Annotated in this window: 19 protein-coding genes; 11 read left to right on the forward strand and 8 right to left on the reverse strand. The window is 69.7% G+C overall.

Translation table 11 applies throughout. The annotated features are described in order from the left end of the window. Positions 1-80: 80 nt before the first annotated feature. The 3 genes from QRN67_RS08515 to QRN67_RS08525 form a co-directional block, all read right to left on the reverse strand. Positions 81-2261: a CHAT domain-containing protein gene (locus QRN67_RS08515; RefSeq protein ID WP_285411465.1), complete on the reverse strand. Its 2181-nt coding sequence runs from the start codon at positions 2259-2261 to the stop codon at positions 81-83. Between the two features lie 156 nt (positions 2262-2417). Next, on the reverse strand, positions 2418-4613 hold the full coding sequence (gene katE / locus QRN67_RS08520; RefSeq protein ID WP_234382127.1) for a catalase HPII: 2196 nt from the start codon (positions 4611-4613) through the stop codon (positions 2418-2420). 35 nt (positions 4614-4648) lie between these two features. Then, positions 4649-4798, reverse strand: coding sequence for a hypothetical protein (locus tag QRN67_RS08525; protein WP_172839840.1), 150 nt, complete (start codon positions 4796-4798; stop codon positions 4649-4651). A 281-nt stretch (positions 4799-5079) separates the two neighbouring features. Between QRN67_RS08525 and QRN67_RS08530 the strand changes: the two genes are divergently transcribed. Then, positions 5080-5898 (forward strand): transglutaminase-like domain-containing protein, encoded by an 819-nt coding sequence (locus QRN67_RS08530; RefSeq protein WP_285411466.1) that lies wholly within the window; start codon positions 5080-5082, stop codon positions 5896-5898. A 43-nt stretch (positions 5899-5941) separates the two neighbouring features. On the opposite strand, the gene ligD is transcribed toward QRN67_RS08530, so the two are convergent. The 3 genes from ligD to QRN67_RS08545 form a co-directional block, all read right to left on the reverse strand. Next, positions 5942-8458 carry a DNA ligase D gene (gene ligD, locus QRN67_RS08535; RefSeq protein WP_285411467.1) on the reverse strand — a complete coding sequence of 839 codons (2517 nt, stop codon included), beginning with the start codon at positions 8456-8458 and terminating at the stop codon, positions 5942-5944. 18 nt (positions 8459-8476) lie between these two features. Further along, positions 8477-9460 (reverse strand): non-homologous end joining protein Ku, encoded by a 984-nt coding sequence (gene ku, locus QRN67_RS08540; RefSeq protein ID WP_285411468.1) that lies wholly within the window; start codon positions 9458-9460, stop codon positions 8477-8479. A 75-nt stretch (positions 9461-9535) separates the two neighbouring features. Next, positions 9536-10546 (reverse strand): succinylglutamate desuccinylase/aspartoacylase family protein, encoded by a 1011-nt coding sequence (locus QRN67_RS08545; protein WP_285411469.1) that lies wholly within the window; start codon positions 10544-10546, stop codon positions 9536-9538. Between the two features lie 162 nt (positions 10547-10708). Here QRN67_RS08545 and QRN67_RS08550 point away from each other — a divergent pair, with 162 nt between their 5' ends. After that, complete coding sequence (locus QRN67_RS08550; RefSeq protein WP_081267844.1) at positions 10709-10969, forward strand: hypothetical protein; 261 nt, start codon at positions 10709-10711, stop codon at positions 10967-10969. Here the strand turns inward: QRN67_RS08550 and rpe are convergent. Further along, positions 10959-11654 carry a ribulose-phosphate 3-epimerase gene (gene rpe, locus QRN67_RS08555; protein ID WP_285411470.1) on the reverse strand — a complete coding sequence of 232 codons (696 nt, stop codon included), beginning with the start codon at positions 11652-11654 and terminating at the stop codon, positions 10959-10961. The two genes, QRN67_RS08550 and rpe, sit on opposite strands and share 11 nt — an antisense overlap. A gap of 59 nt (positions 11655-11713) precedes the next feature. Here rpe and apaG point away from each other — a divergent pair, with 59 nt between their 5' ends. The 5 genes from apaG (at position 11714) to thiL (ending at position 17601) form a co-directional block, all read left to right on the forward strand. Next, a complete protein-coding gene (gene apaG, locus QRN67_RS08560) occupies positions 11714-12109 on the forward strand; it encodes a Co2+/Mg2+ efflux facilitator ApaG/CorD (protein WP_081267842.1) in 396 nt (131 codons plus the stop codon). Between the two features lie 40 nt (positions 12110-12149). Continuing rightward, positions 12150-14123, forward strand: coding sequence for a transporter-like protein TlpB (gene tlpB / locus QRN67_RS08565; protein WP_285411471.1), 1974 nt, complete (start codon positions 12150-12152; stop codon positions 14121-14123). Continuing rightward, positions 14120-15391 carry a cation:proton antiporter gene (locus QRN67_RS08570; protein ID WP_081267840.1) on the forward strand — a complete coding sequence of 424 codons (1272 nt, stop codon included), beginning with the start codon at positions 14120-14122 and terminating at the stop codon, positions 15389-15391. Before tlpB ends, QRN67_RS08570 begins: the two co-directional genes overlap by 4 nt. Before the next feature lie 95 nt (positions 15392-15486). Next, positions 15487-16611 carry a YbdK family carboxylate-amine ligase gene (locus QRN67_RS08575; RefSeq protein ID WP_159053750.1) on the forward strand — a complete coding sequence of 375 codons (1125 nt, stop codon included), beginning with the start codon at positions 15487-15489 and terminating at the stop codon, positions 16609-16611. A 33-nt stretch (positions 16612-16644) separates the two neighbouring features. After that, a complete protein-coding gene (gene thiL / locus QRN67_RS08580; RefSeq protein WP_285411472.1) occupies positions 16645-17601 on the forward strand; it encodes a thiamine-phosphate kinase in 957 nt (318 codons plus the stop codon). On the opposite strand, the gene QRN67_RS08585 is transcribed toward thiL, so the two are convergent. After that, positions 17598-19043: an MFS transporter gene (locus QRN67_RS08585; protein ID WP_285411473.1), complete on the reverse strand. Its 1446-nt coding sequence runs from the start codon at positions 19041-19043 to the stop codon at positions 17598-17600. The genes thiL and QRN67_RS08585 overlap by 4 nt on opposite strands. A 143-nt stretch (positions 19044-19186) precedes the next feature. Here QRN67_RS08585 and QRN67_RS08590 point away from each other — a divergent pair, with 143 nt between their 5' ends. Genes QRN67_RS08590 through QRN67_RS08605 form a run of 4 tightly spaced genes read left to right on the forward strand, consistent with a single transcriptional unit; the run spans position 19187 to position 21194 of the window. Next, positions 19187-19777, forward strand: a complete 591-nt coding sequence (locus tag QRN67_RS08590) for a phosphatidylglycerophosphatase A family protein (protein WP_493204372.1) — start codon at positions 19187-19189, stop codon at positions 19775-19777. Between the two features lie 14 nt (positions 19778-19791). Further along, on the forward strand, positions 19792-20343 hold the full coding sequence (locus QRN67_RS08595) for a CinA family protein (RefSeq protein WP_285411474.1): 552 nt from the start codon (positions 19792-19794) through the stop codon (positions 20341-20343). 39 nt (positions 20344-20382) lie between these two features. Further along, positions 20383-20877: a nuclear transport factor 2 family protein gene (locus tag QRN67_RS08600; protein WP_081267835.1), complete on the forward strand. Its 495-nt coding sequence runs from the start codon at positions 20383-20385 to the stop codon at positions 20875-20877. Next, positions 20874-21194, forward strand: a complete 321-nt coding sequence (locus QRN67_RS08605; RefSeq protein ID WP_081267834.1) for a GNAT family N-acetyltransferase — start codon at positions 20874-20876, stop codon at positions 21192-21194. Before QRN67_RS08600 ends, QRN67_RS08605 begins: the two co-directional genes overlap by 4 nt. Positions 21195-21296 lie beyond the last annotated feature (102 nt).

The following is a 21296-nucleotide window of genomic DNA, read 5'->3' on the forward strand; positions in this document are numbered from 1 at the left end:
CCGGGGGACATTCGCGGAGCAAGGCACCCCGTCGGCGTGAGCGCGCCCCGAACAAAGAACATCGAACAAGAACCAAGGCTTCATGTCGCCCCCCCCACCGTAAGACGCCAGTTGCCGATCAGGTTGAACGGTGCCCAGAAGAAGGGATGGGACATCTTGGGGTCCTTCAGCACGGCGAGCTGCCCCGCCTGCATCGCCTTCTGGATGTCGCGGCCCCTGGCCAGCTCGCCATAGAGCGTGCTCATGAGCACCGCCGTGGCGTCGTCGGACACCGGCCACAGGGACGCGATCAGGCTCGAGCTGCCGGCCGAGAGAAACGACCGCGTGAAGCCCAGCACCTCGTCGCCCTGCGCGATGCGCCCCAACCCCGACTCGCAGGCCGACAGCGTGACCAGCGCGGTGCCGTCCATCGGCAGGCCGAGGATCTCGTGCGCCTCCAGGAAATTCTGCTTGCCGCCCTCGTTGGCCAGCAGGATGCGCGAATACAGCGGATCGACCGCGTCGGCCTCCGCATGCGCGGCCACATGCATCAGCGGCGAGCGCGAGGCCACGTCGCGGAACTGCGTCTTGGTGGCGGCGGCGCCCATGTACACCGTGTTGCGCGGGAAAAGCTGCGCGAGCTGCTTCACCTCCGTTTCGGCGCCGGGCAGGTCGTACTTGTCCTCGATGCGCGGATTGCCGAAGGCGGTGAGCGACGCGTTCACGCGCGGGGTGCGCTGCGCGAGCTGCACCGCGATGCTGATCGAAGGCGCCACGGCCACGGGGTGCGTCTCGATGATGTAGCGCCCGTCCAGCCGCAGCGCCTGGAACGGCAGGTAGTGCAGCGGCCCGTGCGGCACCACGATCAGCCTCTGCCCCGGCGCCAGGCCCAGCGGCCCGAGCAGCGCGGCGCCCAGCTTGTCGGCGTTGGTGATGGCAGTGCGGCGGCCGCGCACGATGGAGTTGCGGAAGGTCTCGACCAGCTCGTTGAGTTCGTCGCGCTTCACCGCCACGGTCTTCTCGGTGATGCTGTTCGCGCTCACCACCCACACCACCAGCCGGTCGGGCAGCGAGTGGAACTGCACCACGCGCTCGTCGGGCGCCAGCGTGGCCTGCAGCGCCGGCAGGTCGATGGTGTTGGCGGCCTGCTCGTTGATCTTCGCGCGGCCGCGCACCGCGTCGAGCAGCGCGCGCGAACGGCTGTGCTCGCTCACCTCGAAGGCCTGGCGCGCATCGCCCGCGTCGCTGTACACGGCCACGCCGCGCTCGAACACCGTCTGCAGGTCCGAGAACAGGCCCATCTTGAATTCTTCGCTGCGGAACTTCGCGCGCACCTTGTCGACGTCGCCGAGCGCACGGCCCACGGCCTCGGCCGCCGCCTGCTTCTGGCCCAGCGCGAGTTCGCTGCGCGCCACGCCGTCCCAGGCCCAGAGGCGGTAGTACTCCGTGTCGGCGCCCACCTGGCGCGCGGTGAGCGCACGGTAGGCATCGCGCGCCTCGGCCGGCTTGTTCTCGGCCAGCAGCAGGCGCGCGCGGGTGCGGTCGAGCTGCGCGGTGAGCGGCGCGTCCTTGGGCGGGGCCATGGTGCCGATCAGCTCGCGCGCCCGCGCGGTGTCGCCCGCTTCGATCAGCGCATTGACCAGCGAGGCCTGCACCAGCGGCGCATAGCGCGGCGAGCTGTTGGCCAGCGCCTCGTCATAGCTGAGCACCGCGCCGGAGAAGTCGCCGCGGCGCGTGCGCACGTCGCCGATCACCTTCTGCACCGGGCCCACCACCAGCTTGGGGTCGCGCGCCTGATGGCGCAGCGCCTCGCGCGCGAATTCCTCGGCCTTCTCCAGCTGGCCGGAGTAGCTGTAGACGATGGCCAGGTCGCGGTTGGCCATGGCCATCAGGTTGGGGTCGTTGGTGGCGTTGGCCAGGTGCAGCGCCTTGCTGGCGGCACGCACGCTCTGGCGGAACTCTCCCGCCTCAGCCAGTGCCACGGCCTGGCTGCAGTACTGGTAGCCGGAGAGCTTGACGCTGTCCTGCCCGTAGAGCACCGCGCCTTCGCTGGTCAGGGCCAGCAGGGTGTCGGTGTCGGCGAGCCGGGCCTGCTCCATGCGGTCGGCGGCGGCCTCGGCACCGGTCGGCGCCTGCGCGCGTTGCTGCTGTTGCTGCTGCTGAGCCGCCGCCGGGGAACCGATGCCGGAGGCGAGAAGAACGCCCGCAAGACCCAGCGCCACCGCCAGGCCCGCGCGGCCACATGCGGGACGCTCCCATCCCCAACTGGAAAACCAAGCCATTGGACCCCCGCGTCGGGCCCATGCACCCGCTGCAAGCGGGCGGCCGGCGCCTCGGAAGTGGGCGCCGTTCAGGCCTCGGGGCGGAGTCTAGGAGCGGCTACCCGCCGCGCCTATTCGCAATACGGTCTAGCGCAAACGAACTAGGACTGCCGCGCTTCAGGCGGGCACGGCGTCGATGTTCGCCCGGTCCCAGTGCCGGTGCTTCGCGATGGCGGCGATGAAGTCGCTCGCCACTTGCGTCGCGGCAGTCGTGTCGCCCATGTTGGTGACGGGCGTCGCCGCCACCACCACGCCGGCCGGTGCGTCGGCCGGCGGCACGTCCGCGCCGATGCCCAGCGAGGACAGCAGCCGCACGCCCTCGCCCACGGTGCAGATCGCCTTGCAGTGCTTGTAGGCCTCGAGCACGAAGTGCACCGCATCGCCGATGCCGCTCATGGCCGCGGCGCTCTCGCTGCCCGCTGGCACCAGCACGGCGTCGAACATCACCGACGGCGTGTTGGCGAAGGTCATGTCGACATCGATCTGCCGCTTCGACGCGCTGGCGACGGTGCCCAGCTTCGGGCCCACCGTCTTGCATTGCGCGCCGGCCTGCTCGAGCGCGTCGCGGATCGGCTTGAGCGAAGCCGAGTCGACACCGTCCGCCACCAGGATCGCGATCTTGCGCGTGCGGATGGAGCCGTCGCCGGTGTCGGCCATGCTGAGCGCGCGCGACTCCTCGATGGGCAGCGTCATGCGGTGTTCGCGAAAGCCCGCGCGGCCAGCCGCCGCCTTGGCGTCGGGCTCGCCGATGCCCAGCGGCTCGGCCACGCGGCGCGCGAGCTTCTCGTCCACGTGCGCGAGGTTGTCGACCACCCGCTGGCGGATGGCCGGCACCTCCAGCTTCGACAGCTCGAAGCGGAAGGCCGCGATGATGTGTTCCTTCTCGGCCGCGCTCTGGCTGTTGAAGAACAGGCGCGCCTGCGTGAAGTGATCGTCGAAGGAGGCGCTGCGGCGGCGCACCTTCGGCGGATCGATTTCTTCGGGGAACGACTGGAAGCCGTGGCTGCCGCCGTCCACGCGGAACTCGGCGCCGCTGCCCAGCGTGTTGGGCTCGTAGGCCACCTGGCCGCGCGAAATGGTCTGGCGGTGCATGCCGTCGCGCTGCATGTTGTGGAACGGGCACACGGCCTTGTTGATGGGCAGTTCGTGGAAGTTGGCGCCGCCCAGGCGCGAGATCTGCGTGTCGGTGTACGAGAACAGGCGCCCCTGCAGCAGCGGATCGTTGCTGAAGTCGATGCCCGGCACCACGTGGCCCGGGTGGAAGGCCACCTGCTCGGTCTCGGCGAAGAAGTTGTCGGGGTTGCGGTTGAGCACCAGCCGGCCGATCTTCTGCACCGGCACCATCTCTTCGGGAATGAGCTTGGTAGGGTCGAGCAGGTCGAAGCCCAGCGAGTGTTCCTTGTCCTGCGGAATCATCTGCACGCCGAGTTCCCATTCTGGGAAGTCGCCGTTCTCGATGGCTTCCCACAGGTCGCGGCGGTGGAAGTCGGCGTCCTTGCCGGCGATCTTCTGTGCCTCGTCCCACACCAGGCCATGGATGCCGAGCTTGGGCTTCCAGTGGAACTTCACGAAGTGGCTCTCGCCGCGGCTGTTGATGAAGCGGAAGGTGTGGACACCGAAGCCTTCCATCATGCGCAGGCTGCGCGGAATGGCGCGGTCGCTCATGGCCCACATCAGCATGTGGGTGCTCTCGGGCATGAGGGAGGCGAAGTCCCAGAAGGTGTCGTGCGCGCTCGCGGCCTGCGGCATCTCGTGGTGCGGCTCGGGCTTGACGGCGTGGATGAGGTCGGGGAACTTCATCGCGTCCTGGATGAAGAACACCGGGATGTTGTTGCCCACCAGGTCGTAGTTGCCTTCGCGGGTGTAGAACTTGACGGCGAAGCCGCGCACGTCGCGCACCGTGTCGGCGGATCCGCGCGAGCCGGCCACGGTCGAGAAGCGCACGAAAACGGGCGTCTTCTGGTCGGGGTCCTGCAGGAAGTCGGCGCAGGTGAACTGCGACATCGACTTGTACACCTGGAAGTAGCCGTGCGCGGCGGAACCGCGCGCATGCACCACGCGCTCGGGAATGCGCTCGTGGTCGAAGTGCGTGATCTTCTCGCGCAGGATGAAATCTTCGAGCAGCGTGGGCCCGCGCACACCCGCCTTGAGCGAGTTGTGGTTGTCGGGAATCTGCAGGCCCTGGTTGGTGGTCAGGGTCGGCGGATGCTCGACCGTGAAGCCTTCGAGCTGCTGCTGCTTGGCGCTGCTGCCGTCGCTCGCCTTGGCGGCGCTCGCGCGGCGGCCCGCAGCGGCCTTGTTCTGTGGCGTCATCGGGGATTTGCTGGAATCTTTCATGGGTAGGGCGCTCAGCCCATTTCGTTGTTGTCCAGGAACATGTCGAGCACGTTCACCAGCGCGATCAGGCAAATGCAACCGGCCACCGCGGCGACGGCCCACACAAGAATCTCGTCTCCCCACGCACCGGTGAGCGAGTCGAACAGCGTTGAAAACTCCATGATTCCCTCCGAGGAACTAGTACAGCCATACAGACAATGCAGGTTGCTCGCAAGGTTATGTTTGGTGAGCGAAGTAACCCGTAGTGGCCCCCCGCCCCCCTCTGTGGGAGAACAAGCGCGCAGGCGGTAGGAGCGCGCCGACAGCGCATGGCGGCGGCCTACGCCGGGTCGCGCGTCCTGGATGCGTGGCTGTGCCGCCCCCGTCGCATAGCATGTGGAACACGTGGCACTCATCGTGCTTGTCATCAGTGCCCGGGCCATTCCAGGGAAGAAAGAACTTCATGCAGATCAGGATCGGTTTCGACATCGAGCTCGGCGTCACCGCCCCCACGGCATTGATCTACATGCTGCAGGTGCATCCGTCGCGCGCCGGCGACTTGCAGGACGGCGAGCACATCACCATCAGCCCGCCACTGGTGACGGACCACTACACGGACAGCTTCGGCAACCAGTGCGCGCGAGTGCACGTGCCCCCGGGCGTGAGCAGCGTGCGGCTGCGCAACCACGCGACGGTGTATGACACCGGCTGGCCCGATGCCGTCGACTTCGGCGCGGTGGAGCACGCGACGGCCGACCTCCCCGTGGATACGCTGCCCTTCGTGCTGCCCAGCCGCTACTGCGAGGTCGACAGCGAGCTGCTGGCTTTCGCATGGGCCAACTTCTCGAGCGTGACGCCCGGCTGGGCGCGCGTGCAGGCGATCTGCGACTTCGTGCACCGGCACCTGCGCTTCGACTACCAGAACGCGCGCGCCACCCGCACCGCGCTGGAGGGCTACCGCGAACGCACCGGCGTGTGCCGCGACTTCGCGCACCTGGCGATCACGCTGTGCCGCTGCATGAACATTCCCGCGCGCTACGTGACGGGCTACCTGGGCGACATCGGCATTCCGCCGGTGCGCTACCCGATGGACTTCAGCGCCTGGTTCGAGGTGTACCTGGGCAACCGCTGGCACACCTTCGACGCGCGGCACAACACGCCGCGCATCGGGCGCGTCGTGATCGCGCGCGGGCGCGACGCGGCGGACGTTCCGATCACGATGGTGTTCGGAGCGAACACGCTGCAGCGCTTCGAGGTGACGACGGAAGAAGTGCTGCAGTAGGTGTTCGTCTTGCGCCTCCCCCGGAAGGGGAGGGAGAAACACCTTAACTGCCGCTGTAGCCGAGCAGCTTCATCGCGGCGGCCAGGCCCTTGCGGCTGCGCTCCATCGCAGCCCACGGCTTGTTGCCGGTAGCGAAGCGTTCGGCCGCGTTGCCGACGTTCCACTGGTCGGCAGCCGTGAGCGTGGGCAGCTCGTCCCACGCCACCGGCACTGACACGCCCAGCCCCGGCCGCGAGCGCGCCGACCACGCGCTCACAGTGGTGGCGCCGAAGCCGTTGCGCAGGTAGTCGACGAACACCTTGCCCACCCGGTTGCGCGGCCCGCTCTTGGCCACGAAGCGCGACGGAATGGTCTCGGCCAGGTGCGCCACCACTGCCTGCGAGAAGCCCTTGACCATGTCCCAGTCGTACTGCCGGCGCAGCGGCACCACCACGTGCAGGCCCTTGCCGCCGCTGGTCTTGAGGAATGAAGGCAGGCCCAGTTCGTCCAGCAGGGTGCGCACCAGAATGGCCGCCTCCTGGATCTGCGGCCATGCGACGCCTTCGCCGGGGTCGAGGTCGAAGGTCATGCGGTCGGGCTTGCCGATGGCGCGCGAGGTGGCGTTCCAGGTGTGCAGCTCGATCACGTTCATCTGCGCCGCGCCCAGCAGCCCGGTCTTGGTGTCGATCTGCAGCAGCGGCTCGTGGCCGGGGTCGAGCGCGGGATCGAGCAGGCGCACGCCGGGGATCTCGCTGTTCTGCAGATGCTTCTGGAAGAACAGCTCGCCGCCCACGCCCTCGGGCGCGCGCACCAGCGACACGGGCCGTCCGCGCAGGTGCGGCAGCATCAGCGTGGCCACGCTGTCGTAGTAGGCCGCGAGCTGGCCCTTGGTGATGCCGCTGTGCTTGTCGATCACGCGGTCGGCGTGGGTGATCTTCTGGGCCATGGGGGTGATGTTTCCTTCCTCCGGTTGCTCGCGGCGGATATCGCGCGCGGGCTTGTCGGCGCGCAGGCCCTGGAACACGGCGTGCCGCACGCGGTCTTCGCGCGTCCACTCGCCGAACGAGACCTCGGCCACGAGCGTGGGCTTGACCCACTGTGCCTTGACGCCGCGCGGCTGCGGCGAGAACGGGCAGTCCTCGGTCGCCAGCTTGTCGAGCCGGGCCTTGACGTCGGCCAGGCGCTTCGCGTCGAAGCCGGTGCCGACGTTGCCGCAGTAGCGCAGCCGGCCGGTGGCCTCGTCGTGCACGCCCAGCAGCAAGGCGCCGAAGCCGGCACGCGAGCCCTTGGGCGCGGTGTAGCCGCCGATCACGAACTCCTGGCGCTGCTGGTTCTTGAGCTTGATCCAGTCGGGCGAACGGCGCGACACGTAAGGCGAGCCCTTGCGCTTGCCGACGATGCCCTCGAAGCCGATGCGCGCGGACGACGCGAGCAGGTCGCCCGGCGCCGCGTCGAAGGCCTCGCTCAGGCGCAACGGCGCGGGCGGTTTCTTGCCGACGAGCTTTGCAAGCCGCGCGCGGCGTTCCTCGACCGGCATGTCGCGCAGGTCCTCGCCGTCGAGAAACGGCGCGTCGAACAGCCAGTAGACGATGGCCGACGTCGCGCCGCTGTCGAAGGCGTTCTGCAGCGCCTGGAAGTCGGGCGCGCCGTTCTTGCCTTCCACCGTGATCTCGCCGTCGAGCCATGCCGCGCCGGTGGGCAGCTTCGCGAGCGCCGCGGCGAGCGCGGGCAGCTTGGCGGTCCAGTCGTGGCCGTTGCGGGTGAAGCAGCGGACCTTGCCCTTGTCGATGCGCGCGAGCAGGCGGTAACCGTCGAACTTGAGCTCGTAGAGCCAGTCGTCCCGCGATGCAGGCGGCGACGACGCAAGGGTGGCGAGCTGGGGCTGGAGGCTGGCGGGAAGCGCTGTCTTCTTCACTGCCTTCTTCACCGCCTTTTTCACCGCCTTCGCGCTTGCCTTCGCAGGCGCCCTGGCCGGTGCCTTCTTCGCCGGCTGCCCCACCTCGTCCACGCCGCGTCCGCTCAGCACGCTCGCCGGCTGCGCTTCGAGCACGTCGTAGTCGGCGAGCGGGCGGGCCTCGGCGTCGCGTTCCTTGATGAGCAGCCAGGGCTCGTGCGACTCATCGCCCTTGCCGTGCATGCGCACCAGCGTCCAGTGGCCGTGCAGCTTCTCGCCGCGCAGCTCGAACTTGAGCTTGCCGGCCGCGAGCGACTTGCGCGCGTCGCCCTCGGGCAGCCAGTCGCCGCGGTCCCAGACGATGACGCTGCCCGCGCCGTACTGCTTCGGCGGAATGGTGCCTTCGAATCCGGCGTAGGAGATCGGATGGTCCTCGACGTGCACCGCCATGCGCTTCACGCTCGGGTCGAGGCATGGCCCCTTCGGCACGGCCCAGCTCTTGAGCGTGCCGTCGAGTTCCAGCCTGAAGTCGTAGTGCAGGTGGCTCGCGTGGTGCTTCTGGATCACGAAGGACAGCACGCCCTTGCCCGCCTGGCCGCCGGCCTCGGGCTCGGGCGTGCGCGAGAAGTCGCGCTTGCCGTGGTAGCGCGCCAGTGCCTTGCGCGCCGCCGATGCCGTGGTGCCCATGGCCGCGTGCCTCGTCGATCAGGCCGCGCGGCGGTGGCGCGCCGGCGCCTTGCGCGCGGCCTTGGCGGCGGGCTTGCGCTTCTTCGCGGCGGCCTTGGGCGGCGGCGCGTCTTCTTCCTCGTCGCCTTCCTCATCGCCTTGTTCGCCGGCTGCCGCCTTGGCCGTCTTTGCGCCCTTGCCGCGCAGGCTGCGCTGCAGCAGTTCGGTCAGGTCGATGATCTTCGCGCCGCGTCCCTCGCTGGACTGCGATTCCTCGGGCTCCGGCTGCGTCACCGTCTTGGTCTGGCCGGCCTTCACCTTCTTGTCGACCAGCCGCAGGATCTCGTCCTTGAACTCGTCCTTGAATTCGCCGGGGTCCCAGTCGGTGCTCATGTCCTCGACCAGCTCCTTGGCCATCTTCAGTTCACGCTCGCTCAGGCCGGCTTTCTTCACGTCTTCGGAAGGCAGCGGCAGGTCGGCCCAGGGACGGATGTCGGCGCCCCAGCGCAGCAGGTTCAGCACGAGCCCGGGGCCCGAGGGCACCAGCACGGCCAGGTGCTGCTTGGTCTGGATGACGACGCGCGCCACGCCCACGCGGCCGCTGCGCTGCAGGGTCTCGCGCAGCAGCGCATAGACCTTGGCGCCGCGGTTGATCGGTGCCACGTAATAGGGCCGCTCGAGGTAGACGAAGGGAATGCCGTCGGCCGGCACGAAGGTCTCTATCTCGATGGTCTGCGTGGTCTTGGGGTAGGCGTCGGAAATTTCCTTGTCGCTGAGCACCACGTACTCGCCGTCCTCGTACTCGATGCCCTTGACGATCTGCTCGCGCGCGATTTCCTTGCCGGTCTTCTTGTTGATGCGCTTGTAGCCGACCGGGTCCATGGTGCGCTTGTCGAGCCAGTCGAAGTCGATGCCGTGGTCGGTGGTGGCCGAATACAGCGCGACCGGAATGTGGACGAGGCCGAAGCTGATCGCGCCCTTCCACAGGACGCGCGGCGCGGGGGCTTTTTTCGAGACGGGCATGGGCACACTCCTTCAGCATTGGAATGTGCGCCGCCCGCGTGCGCAGGCGATGTAGGAGCGCGGCCCCAGCCGCCGTCAGGCCGCGCCGGCCGCTCCGACCACAGGCCCCAGCTGTCGCTCGCTGGGGCGCGCGAAGTAGAACCACTCGGCGCCGGGCTGCGCGAGCGCGTTGGGGAACACGATGAAGCCGTCCTCGGGTGCGCTGAGCAGCGTACCGTCGTGGCGCATGCCGATGGGTTCGCCGCGGGCCACTTCGTCGAAGGTGGCCCAGTCGCGCACGAAGCTGTCGTCCTCGTGCAGGCGGTCGGTCACGCCGGCCAGCCGCAGCAGCCTGGGCGGCTGCGCCGGCCCGGCCGACAGCCCCTGCGGCAGCGCGGCCATGCCCAGCAGCGCGAGCGTGCGGCGGATGGCGCGCCAGGCCACCTCGGGCGCCTGCGGGTCCAGGTGCTGGCCGCATTCGAGCGTGACGCCGTAGCCGCCGCGGCTGCGGATGTATTCGTTGGTGCCGCGGCCGAAATCGAGCGCGGCTTCGTCGGCCGGCGTGCCGCCCGCGCGCTGCGCGAGACCGGCGGCGTAGATGTCGAGCCAGCCTTCCACCACGATCGGCGTGCCGATGTGCAGCGCGAGCTGGCCTTCCTCGAACGAGCGGGCAAAGGGCTCCAGCGTGCCGGTGTTGTCGCGCGGGCCGATCATGGCGAACGCCTCGCCCTCGCTCTGGAAGGAATGCAGGTCGAGCAACACCTCGTGGCGCGCGATGAGCGGGGCCAGCACGTTGGTCACGCGGGCTTCGTAGTCGGCCGGGGCCTCGGTGGGGCGGAACAGGCGGTTGAGGTTGCGCTCGCCTTCGCGCTGCAGGCGCCGGCGCGCGAGCGGATTGGCCACCGGCACCAGGGTGAGTTCGCCGCGCAGCAGCCGCAGCGTGCCGGCCTCGAATTCGGCCAGGATGCGCTCGATGCCCAGCGTGCCGGAGACTTCGTCGCCATGCACGCCGCCCAGCACGAGCAGGCGGGGCCCGGGATTCAGCGAGGCGAAGGAATGGATGCGCAGGCTGTCGGTGGCTGCGCCGTCGAATGGATCGGAGGACATCCGGCAATTATTGCGGAGCGCTTTCCCTGTGCGCAAAGGCGCTATTCATTCCATAGCACCCCGCCCCCGTGCTCGCCTACAGGGGGTGCCTTGCGTGTCCTACCGGGCCGGCGGCGGCATCGGCCCACGCTCGTACTTCATCGAAGCGAAGGAGCCCCCCACATGACCAAGAACAGCAAGGCCCAGCCGGCCGCGCCCCAAAAGAACGCGGACGGCGGCAAGACCAAGGTGGCGCAGGAGGGCGAATCGTCGCCGCGCCTGCCGCACGAGCGCGACCAGTCGTCCGACAGCCAGCAGACGCCGGACGGCCGCCCGACCGAAGTGGGCCGCCAGGCCCATGAAGACGTGGAACGCGGCCTGGTCGACACCGACCGCGGCCTGGAGGCCAACCGCGTCTACAAGGACGGGAAGCTCAAGCGCTGACCACGCCGGCCAGCTGCTTGCGCATGTCGCCGATGACGGCGCCGTAGTCCTTGGCGTTGAAGATGGCGCTGCCGGCCACGAAGGTGTCGGCGCCGGCGGAGGCCACGCGCGCGATGTTGTCGACCTTGATGCCACCGTCCACCTCGAGGCGGATGTCGCGGCCGCTCTGCTCGATGCGCTTGCGCGCCATCTCGATCTTGCGCAGCGCCGAGTCGATGAAGCTCTGGCCGCCGAAGCCGGGGTTCACGCTCATGATGAGGATCAGGTCGATGTCGTCGATGGCCCAATCGAGCGCTTCCAGGCCCAGCCCCGGGTTGAACACCAGCCCGGCCTTGCAGCCGGCCGCCTTGATGGCCTGGATGCTGCGGTGCACGTGCGGCGACGCATCGGGGTGGAAGCTGATGTAGTCGGCGCCAGCCTGCGCGAAGGAGGCGGCCAGCGCGTCGACCGGATGGATCATCAGGTGCACGTCGATCGGCACCGGGGTGCCGTCGGCGGTCTTGGCGTATGGCTTGAGCGCCTGGCAGATCATCGGGCCGAAGGTCAGGTTCGGCACGTAGTGGTTGTCCATCACGTCGAAATGGATCCAGTCGGCGCCGGCCGCGATCACGTCGGTCAGTTCTTTGCCGAGTTGCGCGAAGTCGGCGGACAGGATGGAGGGCGCGATGCGGAACGGGGTGCTCATACCCCTGATTCTCGCAGCCGGCGCAAGTCCGACCAAAGGCCTCCGTTACCATGCGCCCCATGTCACTCAGCCCCTTCAGCGTACAGGTCGAACCGCGCTTCCTGGCCGACCAGTCGTCCGCCAAGGACAACATCTACACCTTTTCCTATACGGTGACGGTCACGAACACCGGTTCGGTGGCCGCCCAGCTGATCGCGCGCCACTGGCTGATCAACGATGCCTCGGGCCATGCGCAGGAGGTCAAGGGCCTCGGCGTGATCGGCCAGCAGCCGCTTCTGGCGCCCGGCGAATCTTTCCGTTACACCAGCGGCTGCCGCCTGCAGGCGCCCAGCGGCACGATGCACGGCAGCTTTTTCGTGGTGACCGAGGAAGGCGAGCGCTTCGACGTTCCCATTCCCATGTTCGTGCTGGAAGCCGACATCGGCGGCGCACCCGTCTCCCGCGTATTGCACTAGGCACGGCGCGCCTCCTCTTTCCCCTCCCCGCCCCCCCGACATGGCTGCCGCATCGCGCGACTTGCAGGGGCTGCTTGCCGGCCTCGACCCTACGGCCGATGTGGCGCAGCGCCACATCTGGCTCATCAACATCTTCGACTGGCTGCGCGGCGACCGCGCCTCGCCCCAGGCGGCCATGGGCCGCGTCCAGCTGCTGCTCGACGCCATCGAGGCGCGGCCGGAGCTGCGCGAGCGGCTGCGCGCCTGGTGGCGTGCGTTCACGCAGTCGGTCGACCTGACCACGCTGCTGGCCGACTACGGCTTCGCGCCGCGCACCGCCTTCGCCAGCGAGCTGGGCGAACGGCTGCGCCGCAAGATCCTGCCCGGCACGCCGGAGACCACCGACGCGTCGGACCTGTTCCGCATGGTGCTGCCGGGCGTGTTCGACGCCGGCTGGATCGCGCTGCTCGACGAGACGCAGCTCGCGCGCATCGGCGCGCTGCTGGCCAACGTGGCCATCGACGACGACGGCGCCCCGCACTGGCGCCACACGGTGATGGACGCCGTGACCTACTGCGCCAGCCAGGTGGTGGCCACCGGCTTCTCCCCCGAGTTGCGGCTGCGCATGAGCCCCGAGCTCGTCGCGGCCCGCCCGTTCCACGCGCTGATGGCCGACCTCGACGGCCTGCGCGAGCAGATGTTCGCGCAGCCGCGCGACGAGGCCGCGCTGCAGGCGGCCTTCGTGGTCTTCCGCGACCGGCTCGACGCCTGCCGCACCGTGACCTCGTCGGTCTACACGCACCTGGAGGACAACGGCATCTCGGTGGGCCTGGTGTTCCGGCTGCGCCAGCTGCGCGAGCGCGTGCTGCGCATCCGCGAGCTGCTCGACTGCCTGATGTCGCCCAGCCCCGCGCCCAGCGTGGCGCGGCTGATCGGACGGCTGGTGCTGGCGGGCGGCGAGCGCAACAGCATCCGCGCGCTGATCGCGTCCAACTCGTCGATGCTGGCCGCCAAGGTGACCGAGCGCAGCGCCGAGACCGGCGAGCACTACATCACCCGCGACCGCGCCAGCTACGCGCAGATGGTGAAGAAGGCCGCGGGCGGCGGCGCGCTCACTTCCATCACGGTGCTGCTGAAGTTCGGCATCTATGCGCTGGGCCTTTCGGCCTTCTGGAGCGGGCTGGCAGCGGGCCTCATGTACGCGGCGAGCTTCGTCGCCATCCAGCTGCTGCACCTGACGCTGGCCACCAAGCAGCCCGCGATGACCGCGCCGGCGCTCGCGGCGCGGCTGCGCGACATCAAGTCGGACGACGCGGTGGCCCGGTTCGTGGACGAGGTGGCCAACCTGGTGCGCTCCCAGGTGGCGGCGGTGCTGGGCAACGTGCTGGTGGTGGTGCCCGCGATGGCGGCGGTGGCGCTGCTGATCCAGCTGGCAACCGGCCGGCCGCTGCTCGACGCGGCGCATGCGGCGGCCACGCTGAATTCGCTGTCGCTGGCCGGCCCGACCGCGCTTTATGCGGCATTCACCGGCATCCTGCTGTTTTCGGCCAGCATCATCGCCGGATGGACAGAAAACGCCTTTGTCCTGCACAGACTCGACTCCGCCATGCGTTACAACCCCCGCATCGGCGCATTTCTGGGTGCCGCACGGGCTCGCCGCTGGGCCGACTTCATGCGCACGCACATCTCAGGCTTCGCCTCCAACATCTCGCTGGGACTCATGCTCGGACTGCTGCCCGCGTTCGCGGGTTTCTTCGGGCTCGGCCTGGATGTGCGCCACGTGACACTGTCGGCCGGGCAGATCGCCGCGGCCGCGGCGTCCACCGGCCCCGCGGTGCTGCAGCAGCCCGCGCTGTGGTGGGCGGTGGCGGCCATTCCCGTGATCGGCGCGCTCAATGTGAGCGTGAGTTTCTATTTCGCTTTCCGGCTGGCGCTGCGCGCGCACAGCGTGAGCCTGAATGACCGCGCGCGCATCCGCCGCGCGATCTGGGCGCGCTGGCGCAGCCGGCCGGTGAGCTTCTTCCTACCTGCATGAACCTGACGAGCTTCCTCAACGACCTGCTGGGCTTCTGGTCCGAATGGGTGCGCCCCTCGGCCGGCCTTCCCACCGTGCTGTGGTCGCTGCTGCTGGCCGCGGCCGCGGCTTCCGGCCACCTGGTCCAGCGCTACCTGGGCCTGCCCAAGGTGATCGGCTATTCGCTGGTGGGCGCGGTGGTCGGCTTCGCCGGCTTCGAAGGCGCGATCTGGCCGCTGCGCGGCATCAGCCTCTTCCTGCTGGAGCTGGGCGCGGCCGTGGTGCTGTTCGAGGCCGGTGGCCGGCTGCCGCTGCGCTGGTTCCGGCACAACCCGATGGTGCTGGTGCAGAGCCTGCTCGAAGCCACGCTCACCTATTTCGGCGTGTACTGGATCCTGACGCTGCTGGGCCTGCCAGAGCCGGTGGCCAACCCGATCGCGCTGATGGCCATCGTGGCCTCGCCGGCGGTGCTCAGCCGCGTGATCATCGACACCCGCGCCGCCGGCCCGGTGACCGAACGCGCCATGACGCTGTCCACGCTCAACACCTTCTACGCGCTGGCGCTGGGCTATGCGCAGGCCGGGCTGATCGAGCGCGCGCCGCAAACGGTGCTGCAGCAGCTCTATCCGGTGGCCGTGGTGCTGGGCCTGTCGTTCGTGGTGGGCGGCATCATGGCGCTGGCGCTGCGCTCGGCGCTGCGGGTGATGAGCCCGACCAGCGAGAACACGTCGATCCTGCTGCTGGCGATCATCGCGGCGGGCGCTGCCCTCACCGCGCACATCGGCGGCTCGGCGCCGCTGGCGGCGCTGATCGGCGGCGTGCTGCTCAAGACGCTCAACCCCAAGCCCTGGGCCTGGCAGCGCCAGCTTGGCACGGCCGCCTCGCTGCTGACCATGCTGATGTTCGTGCTGGTGTCCATCGTCGCCGCGCAGGCCGACTGGACCCTGCCCGTGGCCAGCGTGGTGCTGGCAGTGATCGGCGTGCGCCTGCTGACCAAGATCGCAGGCGTGGCCATCGCCAACCCCGGAAGCGGCGCAAGCTGGAAGCAGGCCTTCTGGGTCGGCTGCGCGATGTCGCCGCTGTCGTCGATCGCGCTGCTCATCGCCTCCAATTTCGCCACCGCCTCGCCCCTGCTGGGCACCATGATCACGCAGGTGGCCCTGCCCTCGATCCTGCTGATGGAAGTGGTGGGCGCGGTGCTCGCCACAGTGGCCATCCATGCGGTCGGGGAGAGTTCGGTGCCCTGGGCGCCCCAGGCCTTCAGCACCACCGAGGACACGCAGCGATGAGCAGCATCAGCAACAACAGCAGCGCGGCCACCCCCGTGGATCCGGACAGCGACGACGTGCGCTCCGCCCCGCTGCCTGCGGACCCGGCGAGCCGCATGGTCAAGCTGGAGCCCTTCAACAAGTCGCAGGCGCTGTCGCTGGGCGTGGAGCTGGAACTTCAGCTCGTGAACACGCACGACTACGACCTCGCGCCGTACGCCGAGGACATGCTGCGGCTGATGGCGCAGACGCCGCTGCCCGGCAGCGTGGTGCCCGAGATGACCTCGAGCATGATCGAGATCTCGACCGACATCTGCCATTCGGCGCAGGACGTGATCACGCAGCTTTCGCCGATCCGCGAGGCGCTGATCCGCAATGCCGACAAGCTCAACATCGCTGTGGTGGGCGGCGGCACGCATGCCTTCCAGCAGTGGCACGAGCGGCGCATCTACGACAAGCCGCGCTTTCGCGAGCTGTCGGAGCTGTACGGCTACCTGAGCAAGCAGTTCACCATCTTCGGCCAACACGTGCACATCGGCTGCCCCGACGCCGACGCGGCGCTCCTGATGCTGCACCGCATGTCGCGCTACATCCCGCACTTCATCGCGCTGTCGGCGTCTTCGCCCTTCGTGCAGGGGCAGGACACGCAGTTCGACTCGGCGCGGCTGAACTCGGTGTTCGCGTTCCCGCTGTCGGGCCGCGCGCCCTTCACGCTGAGCTGGAAGGAGTTCGAGGCGTATTTCGAGCGCATGACCCGCACCGGCGTCGTGCGCAGCATGAAAGACTTCTACTGGGACATCCGCCCCAAGCCCGAGTTCGGCACCATCGAGATCCGCGTCTTCGACACGCCGCTCACCGTGGAGCGCGCCGCCGCGCTCGCGGGCTACGTGCAGTCATTGGCCGCTTGGTTCCTGCAGGAGCAGCCCTTCGAGCCGACCGAGGACGACTATCTCGTCTACACCTACAACCGCTTCCAGGCCTGCCGCTTCGGCCTGGACGCGGTCTACGTCGACCCCGCCAGCGGCCAGCACATGCCGCTGCGCGACCACATCCTGATGACGATGACGCAGCTCGAGTGGCACAGCGAGGCGCTCAACGCCACGCAGGCGCTGGGCGAACTGCGCACCAGCGTGGAGGCCAACCGCAACGACGCGCGGTGGCTGCGCGAGAAGCAGGGAAAAGAACGGCTGCTGGCGGAGGTGGTGCGGCAGGCGGCGCTGCGGTTCCGGGGCGAAGCCTGAGGCCGCCCGCGGCGCACCGCTTATGCTCGCCGCATGGGTGAATTCGACCTGATCACACGCTACTTCAAGCGCCCCGCCACGCGCTCACCACTGGGCGTGGGCGACGACTGCGCCTTGCTCGCGCCCGCGGCGGGCATGCAGCTCGCGGTGTCTTCCGACATGCTGGTCGAGGGCCGGCACTTTCTCTCGACCGTCGATCCGGCGCGGCTCGGCCACAAGGCGCTGGCGGTGAACCTCAGCGACCTTGCCGCCTGCGGCGCGAAGCCGCTGGCCTTCACGCTGGCGCTGGCGCTGCCCGGCGTCGACGAGCCCTGGCTCGAAGGCTTCTCGCGCGGCCTGTTCGCGCTGGCCGATGCGCACGGCTGCGAACTGGTGGGCGGCGACACCACGCGCGGCCCGCTCAACATCTGCATCACGGTGTTCGGCGAAGTGCCGGCCGGCGCGGCGCTGCTGCGCTCCGGCGCGCGCGCGGGCGACGACATCTGGGTCAGCGGCACGCTGGGCGATGCGCGCCTGGCGCTCGAGGTGTTCCGCGGCACGGTGTCGCTGCCGGCAGAGGCGTTCGAGTCGGCGCGTGCGCGCATGGAGCAGCCCACGCCGCGCGTGGCGCTGGGGCAGGCGCTGCGCGGCATCGCGTCCTCGGCGGTGGACGTGAGCGACGGGCTGATCGGCGACCTGGGCCACATCCTGGCTTCGAGCAAGGTGGGCGCGACGCTGGACGCCGATGCGGCCACCGGCCTGATCGCCGCCCAGGCGCCGGGCCTGGGCACCGCCGTCCTGCGCAGCTGCGCACTCTCGGGCGGCGACGACTACGAACTGGTCTTCACCGCGCCGCCCTCAGCACGCGCGGCGGTCGAGCAGGCCGGCCTCGACAGCGCGACGCCCGTGTCGCGCATCGGCCGCGTCGAGCCTGACGCGGGGCTGCGCATCGTCGATGCGGCCGGCGCGCCGGTGCCGCAGCGCTTCGGCTCCTTCGATCATTTCATCTAGCGCCTGGCGGCAACCGCGCGCCAGGCCAGCCATACGGCCAGCGCCGGGGCGAACGCGAAGCTCGCGAACAGCCAGGCCGCCGCCGAGCGCGCGCCTTCCACGCCGCCCGGGGTGGTGAGCCCCGCCGCATTCGCCACCAGGCCCGCCACCGCGGCGCCCACGGCCATGCCGTAGAGCTGCACCGTGGTGATCGAGGCCGAGGCCAGGCCTTCCTCGCCCTTGGGCGCGAGCGACATCACGCGCGTCAGCAGGTGCGGCCAGCCGATGCCCACGCCAAGCCCCACGGCCGCCAAAGCAAGCGCGACGACCAGCGTCTCCACGCCCGCGCCGAACACGCCCGGCGACGGCAGCAGCCACGCCAGCGCCGCCAGCCCCAGGGTGCAGATCACCGGCCCGGCGCGCAGCATGCGGTCGGCGCCGGCGCCGCTGCGGCCCGAGGACAGCAGCGAGCCCACGCTCCAGCCGCCGGCCATCGCCGCCGTGAGGTAGCCCGCCGCAAGCGGCGTGTGGCCGTGCAGCAGCTGCAGGAAGTACGGCACGAAGATCTCGGTGGTGGTGCCGATCAGCAGCAGCGCCACGCTCGCATAGATGGCGCCGAGCGGCGCGCGCATCGAGTAGGCGCCGCTCGGCAGCACCCGCACCGCGGCGCCGCGGTCGATGCGCGTGGCAACAAAGCCGACGGCCAGGCCCACCAGCACGCCGAAGGCCTGCCAGAGCAGGTCGGACACCAGGCCGCTGGCCGCGATCACCAGCACCGAGGTGGCGAGCAGCCCGATCTGCGGGCCCGGCACGCGCGGCATGGCGGCGGGCCGCGTGTGCGTCACGCCGGCCGAGGGCCGCAGCTGCACCAACACCAGCACCGCCTGCGCGGCCGCCACCGGCAGCAGGAACCAGAAGGCCCAGCGCCAGTGCCCGGCCTGCGCGAACAACCCGCCCACGGCCGGCCCGCACAACGTGGCGACGCCCCACATGCCCGACACCAGCGCCACCGCGCGCGGCCACAGCCGCTGCTCGAACACCAGTTGGATCAACCCGTAGCTCAGCGCCGCGAGCAGCCCGCCGCCGAGCCCCTGCACCGTGCGGCCCGCGAGCATCCACGGCATGGCCGGCGCCAGCGCGCAGCCGATGGAGCCGGCACTGAACACCGCCAGCGCCGCCAGGCATGCACCGCGCGGGCCGAGCACCGCCAGCAGCCGCACCGACAGCGTGGCGCCCAGGATCGAGCCGACCACGAAGAGCGTGGTGCTCCAGGCGTACCAGTCGAGCCCGCCGATCTCGCGCACCACCGAGGGCAGCACGGTGGTCACGATGTGGACGTTGATGGCATGCAGCGCGACACCACCGGTCAGCGCGAGCGCGCGCCAGCCGTTGCGTCCGCTGAAGAGTTCGCCCCAACCGGCAGTGGGGGGCGCGGGCCGCAGGGCCGCGGAAGAAGAAGACATGACAAGGATGCGGAGGACTGGAAGAAGCCTGGATGGTAGGCCGCACGCACCAATTAAACAAGCTATTACTTTGATAAATAAAACGGCTGCCGCACAAGCCGCCGGACAGGCCGTGCCGCAGATGCGCGACACTCCTGCCCCTGATGCAAGCTGCTTCTTCTTCCTCCTCCACCACTTCGCCCATCGACGCCTCCCCGTCCGGCGCCATGCCCCTGCCCTCCATGCGACGCGCCACGCTGCGCTTCATGCTCTCCCACCCCGCGCACTTCATCGCGCTGGGCTTCGGCTCGGGCCTGCCGCGCTTCGCGCCCGGCACCGTGGGAACGCTGTGGGCGTGGGCGGCCTTCGCGGTGATGCAGTTGTGGTTCACGCCCGCGACCATCGGCTGGATCATCCTGGCGTCGCTGCCGGTGGGCTGGTGGGCGTGCACCGTCACCGCGCGCGACATGAACGTGGCCGACCCCGGCGCCGTGGTGTGGGACGAGGTCGTCGCCTTCTGGATCGTGCTCTGGCTGGTGACGCCGGCCGGGCTGCTGGCGCAGGCCGTGGCCTTCGCGCTGTTCCGCTATTTCGACGCCGCCAAGCCCGGCCCGGTGGCCTGGGCCGATGCGCTGTTCAAGCAGCGCGACGCGGCACAGGTGCGCTGGTGGCACGCGGGCTTCGGCATCATCCTCGACGACTTGGTGGCGGCCTTCTGCACGCTGCTGGTCATTGCGCTGTGGCGCGCCTGGTGAACATGGTGAAAGCGATGGATTCTTCTTCGACCACGACGACGACGACAACAACCGCCGAGGCGACGACAACGCTCGCGGACCTCGACACGCCCGCGCTTGTCGCGGCCGTGGCCGGCCTGCTGCAGAAGAAGGGCTGGATGCTGGCCACCGCCGAGAGCTGCACGGGCGGGCTCATAGGCGCGGCCTGCACCGAGCTCGCGGGCTCCAGCGCATGGTTCGAGCGCGGCTTCATCACGTATTCGAACGAAGCCAAGACCGAGATCCTGGGCGTGGACGCGGCGCTGATCGCGGCCAACGGCGCGGTCAGCGAGCCCGTGGCGCGCGCCATGGCCGTGGGCGCCATCGCCCGCTCGGCACCTTCGCGCGTGGCGCTGGCGGTGACCGGCGTGGCGGGCCCGACCGGCGGCACGCCCGACAAGCCGGTGGGCACCGTGTGGTTCGGCTGGTCGGTCGACGGCCAGGTGCGCACCGAGCGCCGCCGCTTCGACGGCGACCGCGCCACGGTGCGCGCGGCCACGGTGCACTACGCGCTGCAGACGCTGGTCGAGCTGCTCTCGGCCCGATAGGACAAGACGCGACCGGACACACCAGGAGAGACAGAGCCCATGACCGCAGTGACCAACGCCCAGACCATCGAGCGCTTCTACAGCGCATTCGCCAAGCTCGACGCGCCGACCATGGAGGCCTGCTACGCGCCCGATGCCGAATTCGACGACGAGGCCTTCTCGCTGCGCGGGCGGCGCCAGGTCGGCGGCATGTGGCGCATGCTGGCGAGCGCCACGCAGGCCAAGGGCGCCGACGTGTGGCGCCTGACCTGGCGCGACGTGCAGGCCGACGAGCGCACCGGCGGCGCCCACTGGGACGCGCACTACCGCTTCAGCGCCACCGGGCGCATCGTCGACAACAGCGTCGACGCGCGCTTCACCTTCACGCCCGAAGGCCTGATCGCCACGCACCACGACAGCTTTGCGTTCTGGACCTGGTCGCGCCAGGCGCTCGGCGCGCCGGGCCTGCTGCTGGGCTGGACGCCGATGCTGCGCAAGAAGGTGCGCGCCACCGCCGCCGCCAATCTCGCAACCTACCTCGCACGCCAACCATGACCGACAACGCCACCGCCCTCGTCTTCACCAACAACGAAGCGCAGCACCGCTACGAGGCCGCGCTCGACGGCAAGCTCGCGGCCTATGCCGAATACAACCTGCTGACCGACGCCATCATGTTCACCCACACCGAAGTGCTGCCCGAGCATGAAGGCAAGGGCGTGGGCTCCGGCATCGCCAGGCACGTGCTCGACGAGGCCCGCGCCAAGGGGCTGCACGTGATTCCGGTGTGCCAGTTCATTGCGGGCTACATCCGCAAGCACCGCGAGTACGCCGACCTGGTGCGGCCGGACATCCAGCGCGCATTCAAGATCTGAACCGGGCTCGCCCCCAGGCGGCGCGCACTTCGTGTCGCTTCTCCAACCCCCTGCCGGGGGCGACACCTGCGCCCCGGCGAAGCCGGTTCCGCGGTGTTCACT

This window comes from Variovorax sp. efr-133-TYG-130, assembly GCF_030208835.1.
Taxonomy (GTDB): domain Bacteria; phylum Pseudomonadota; class Gammaproteobacteria; order Burkholderiales; family Burkholderiaceae_C; genus Variovorax.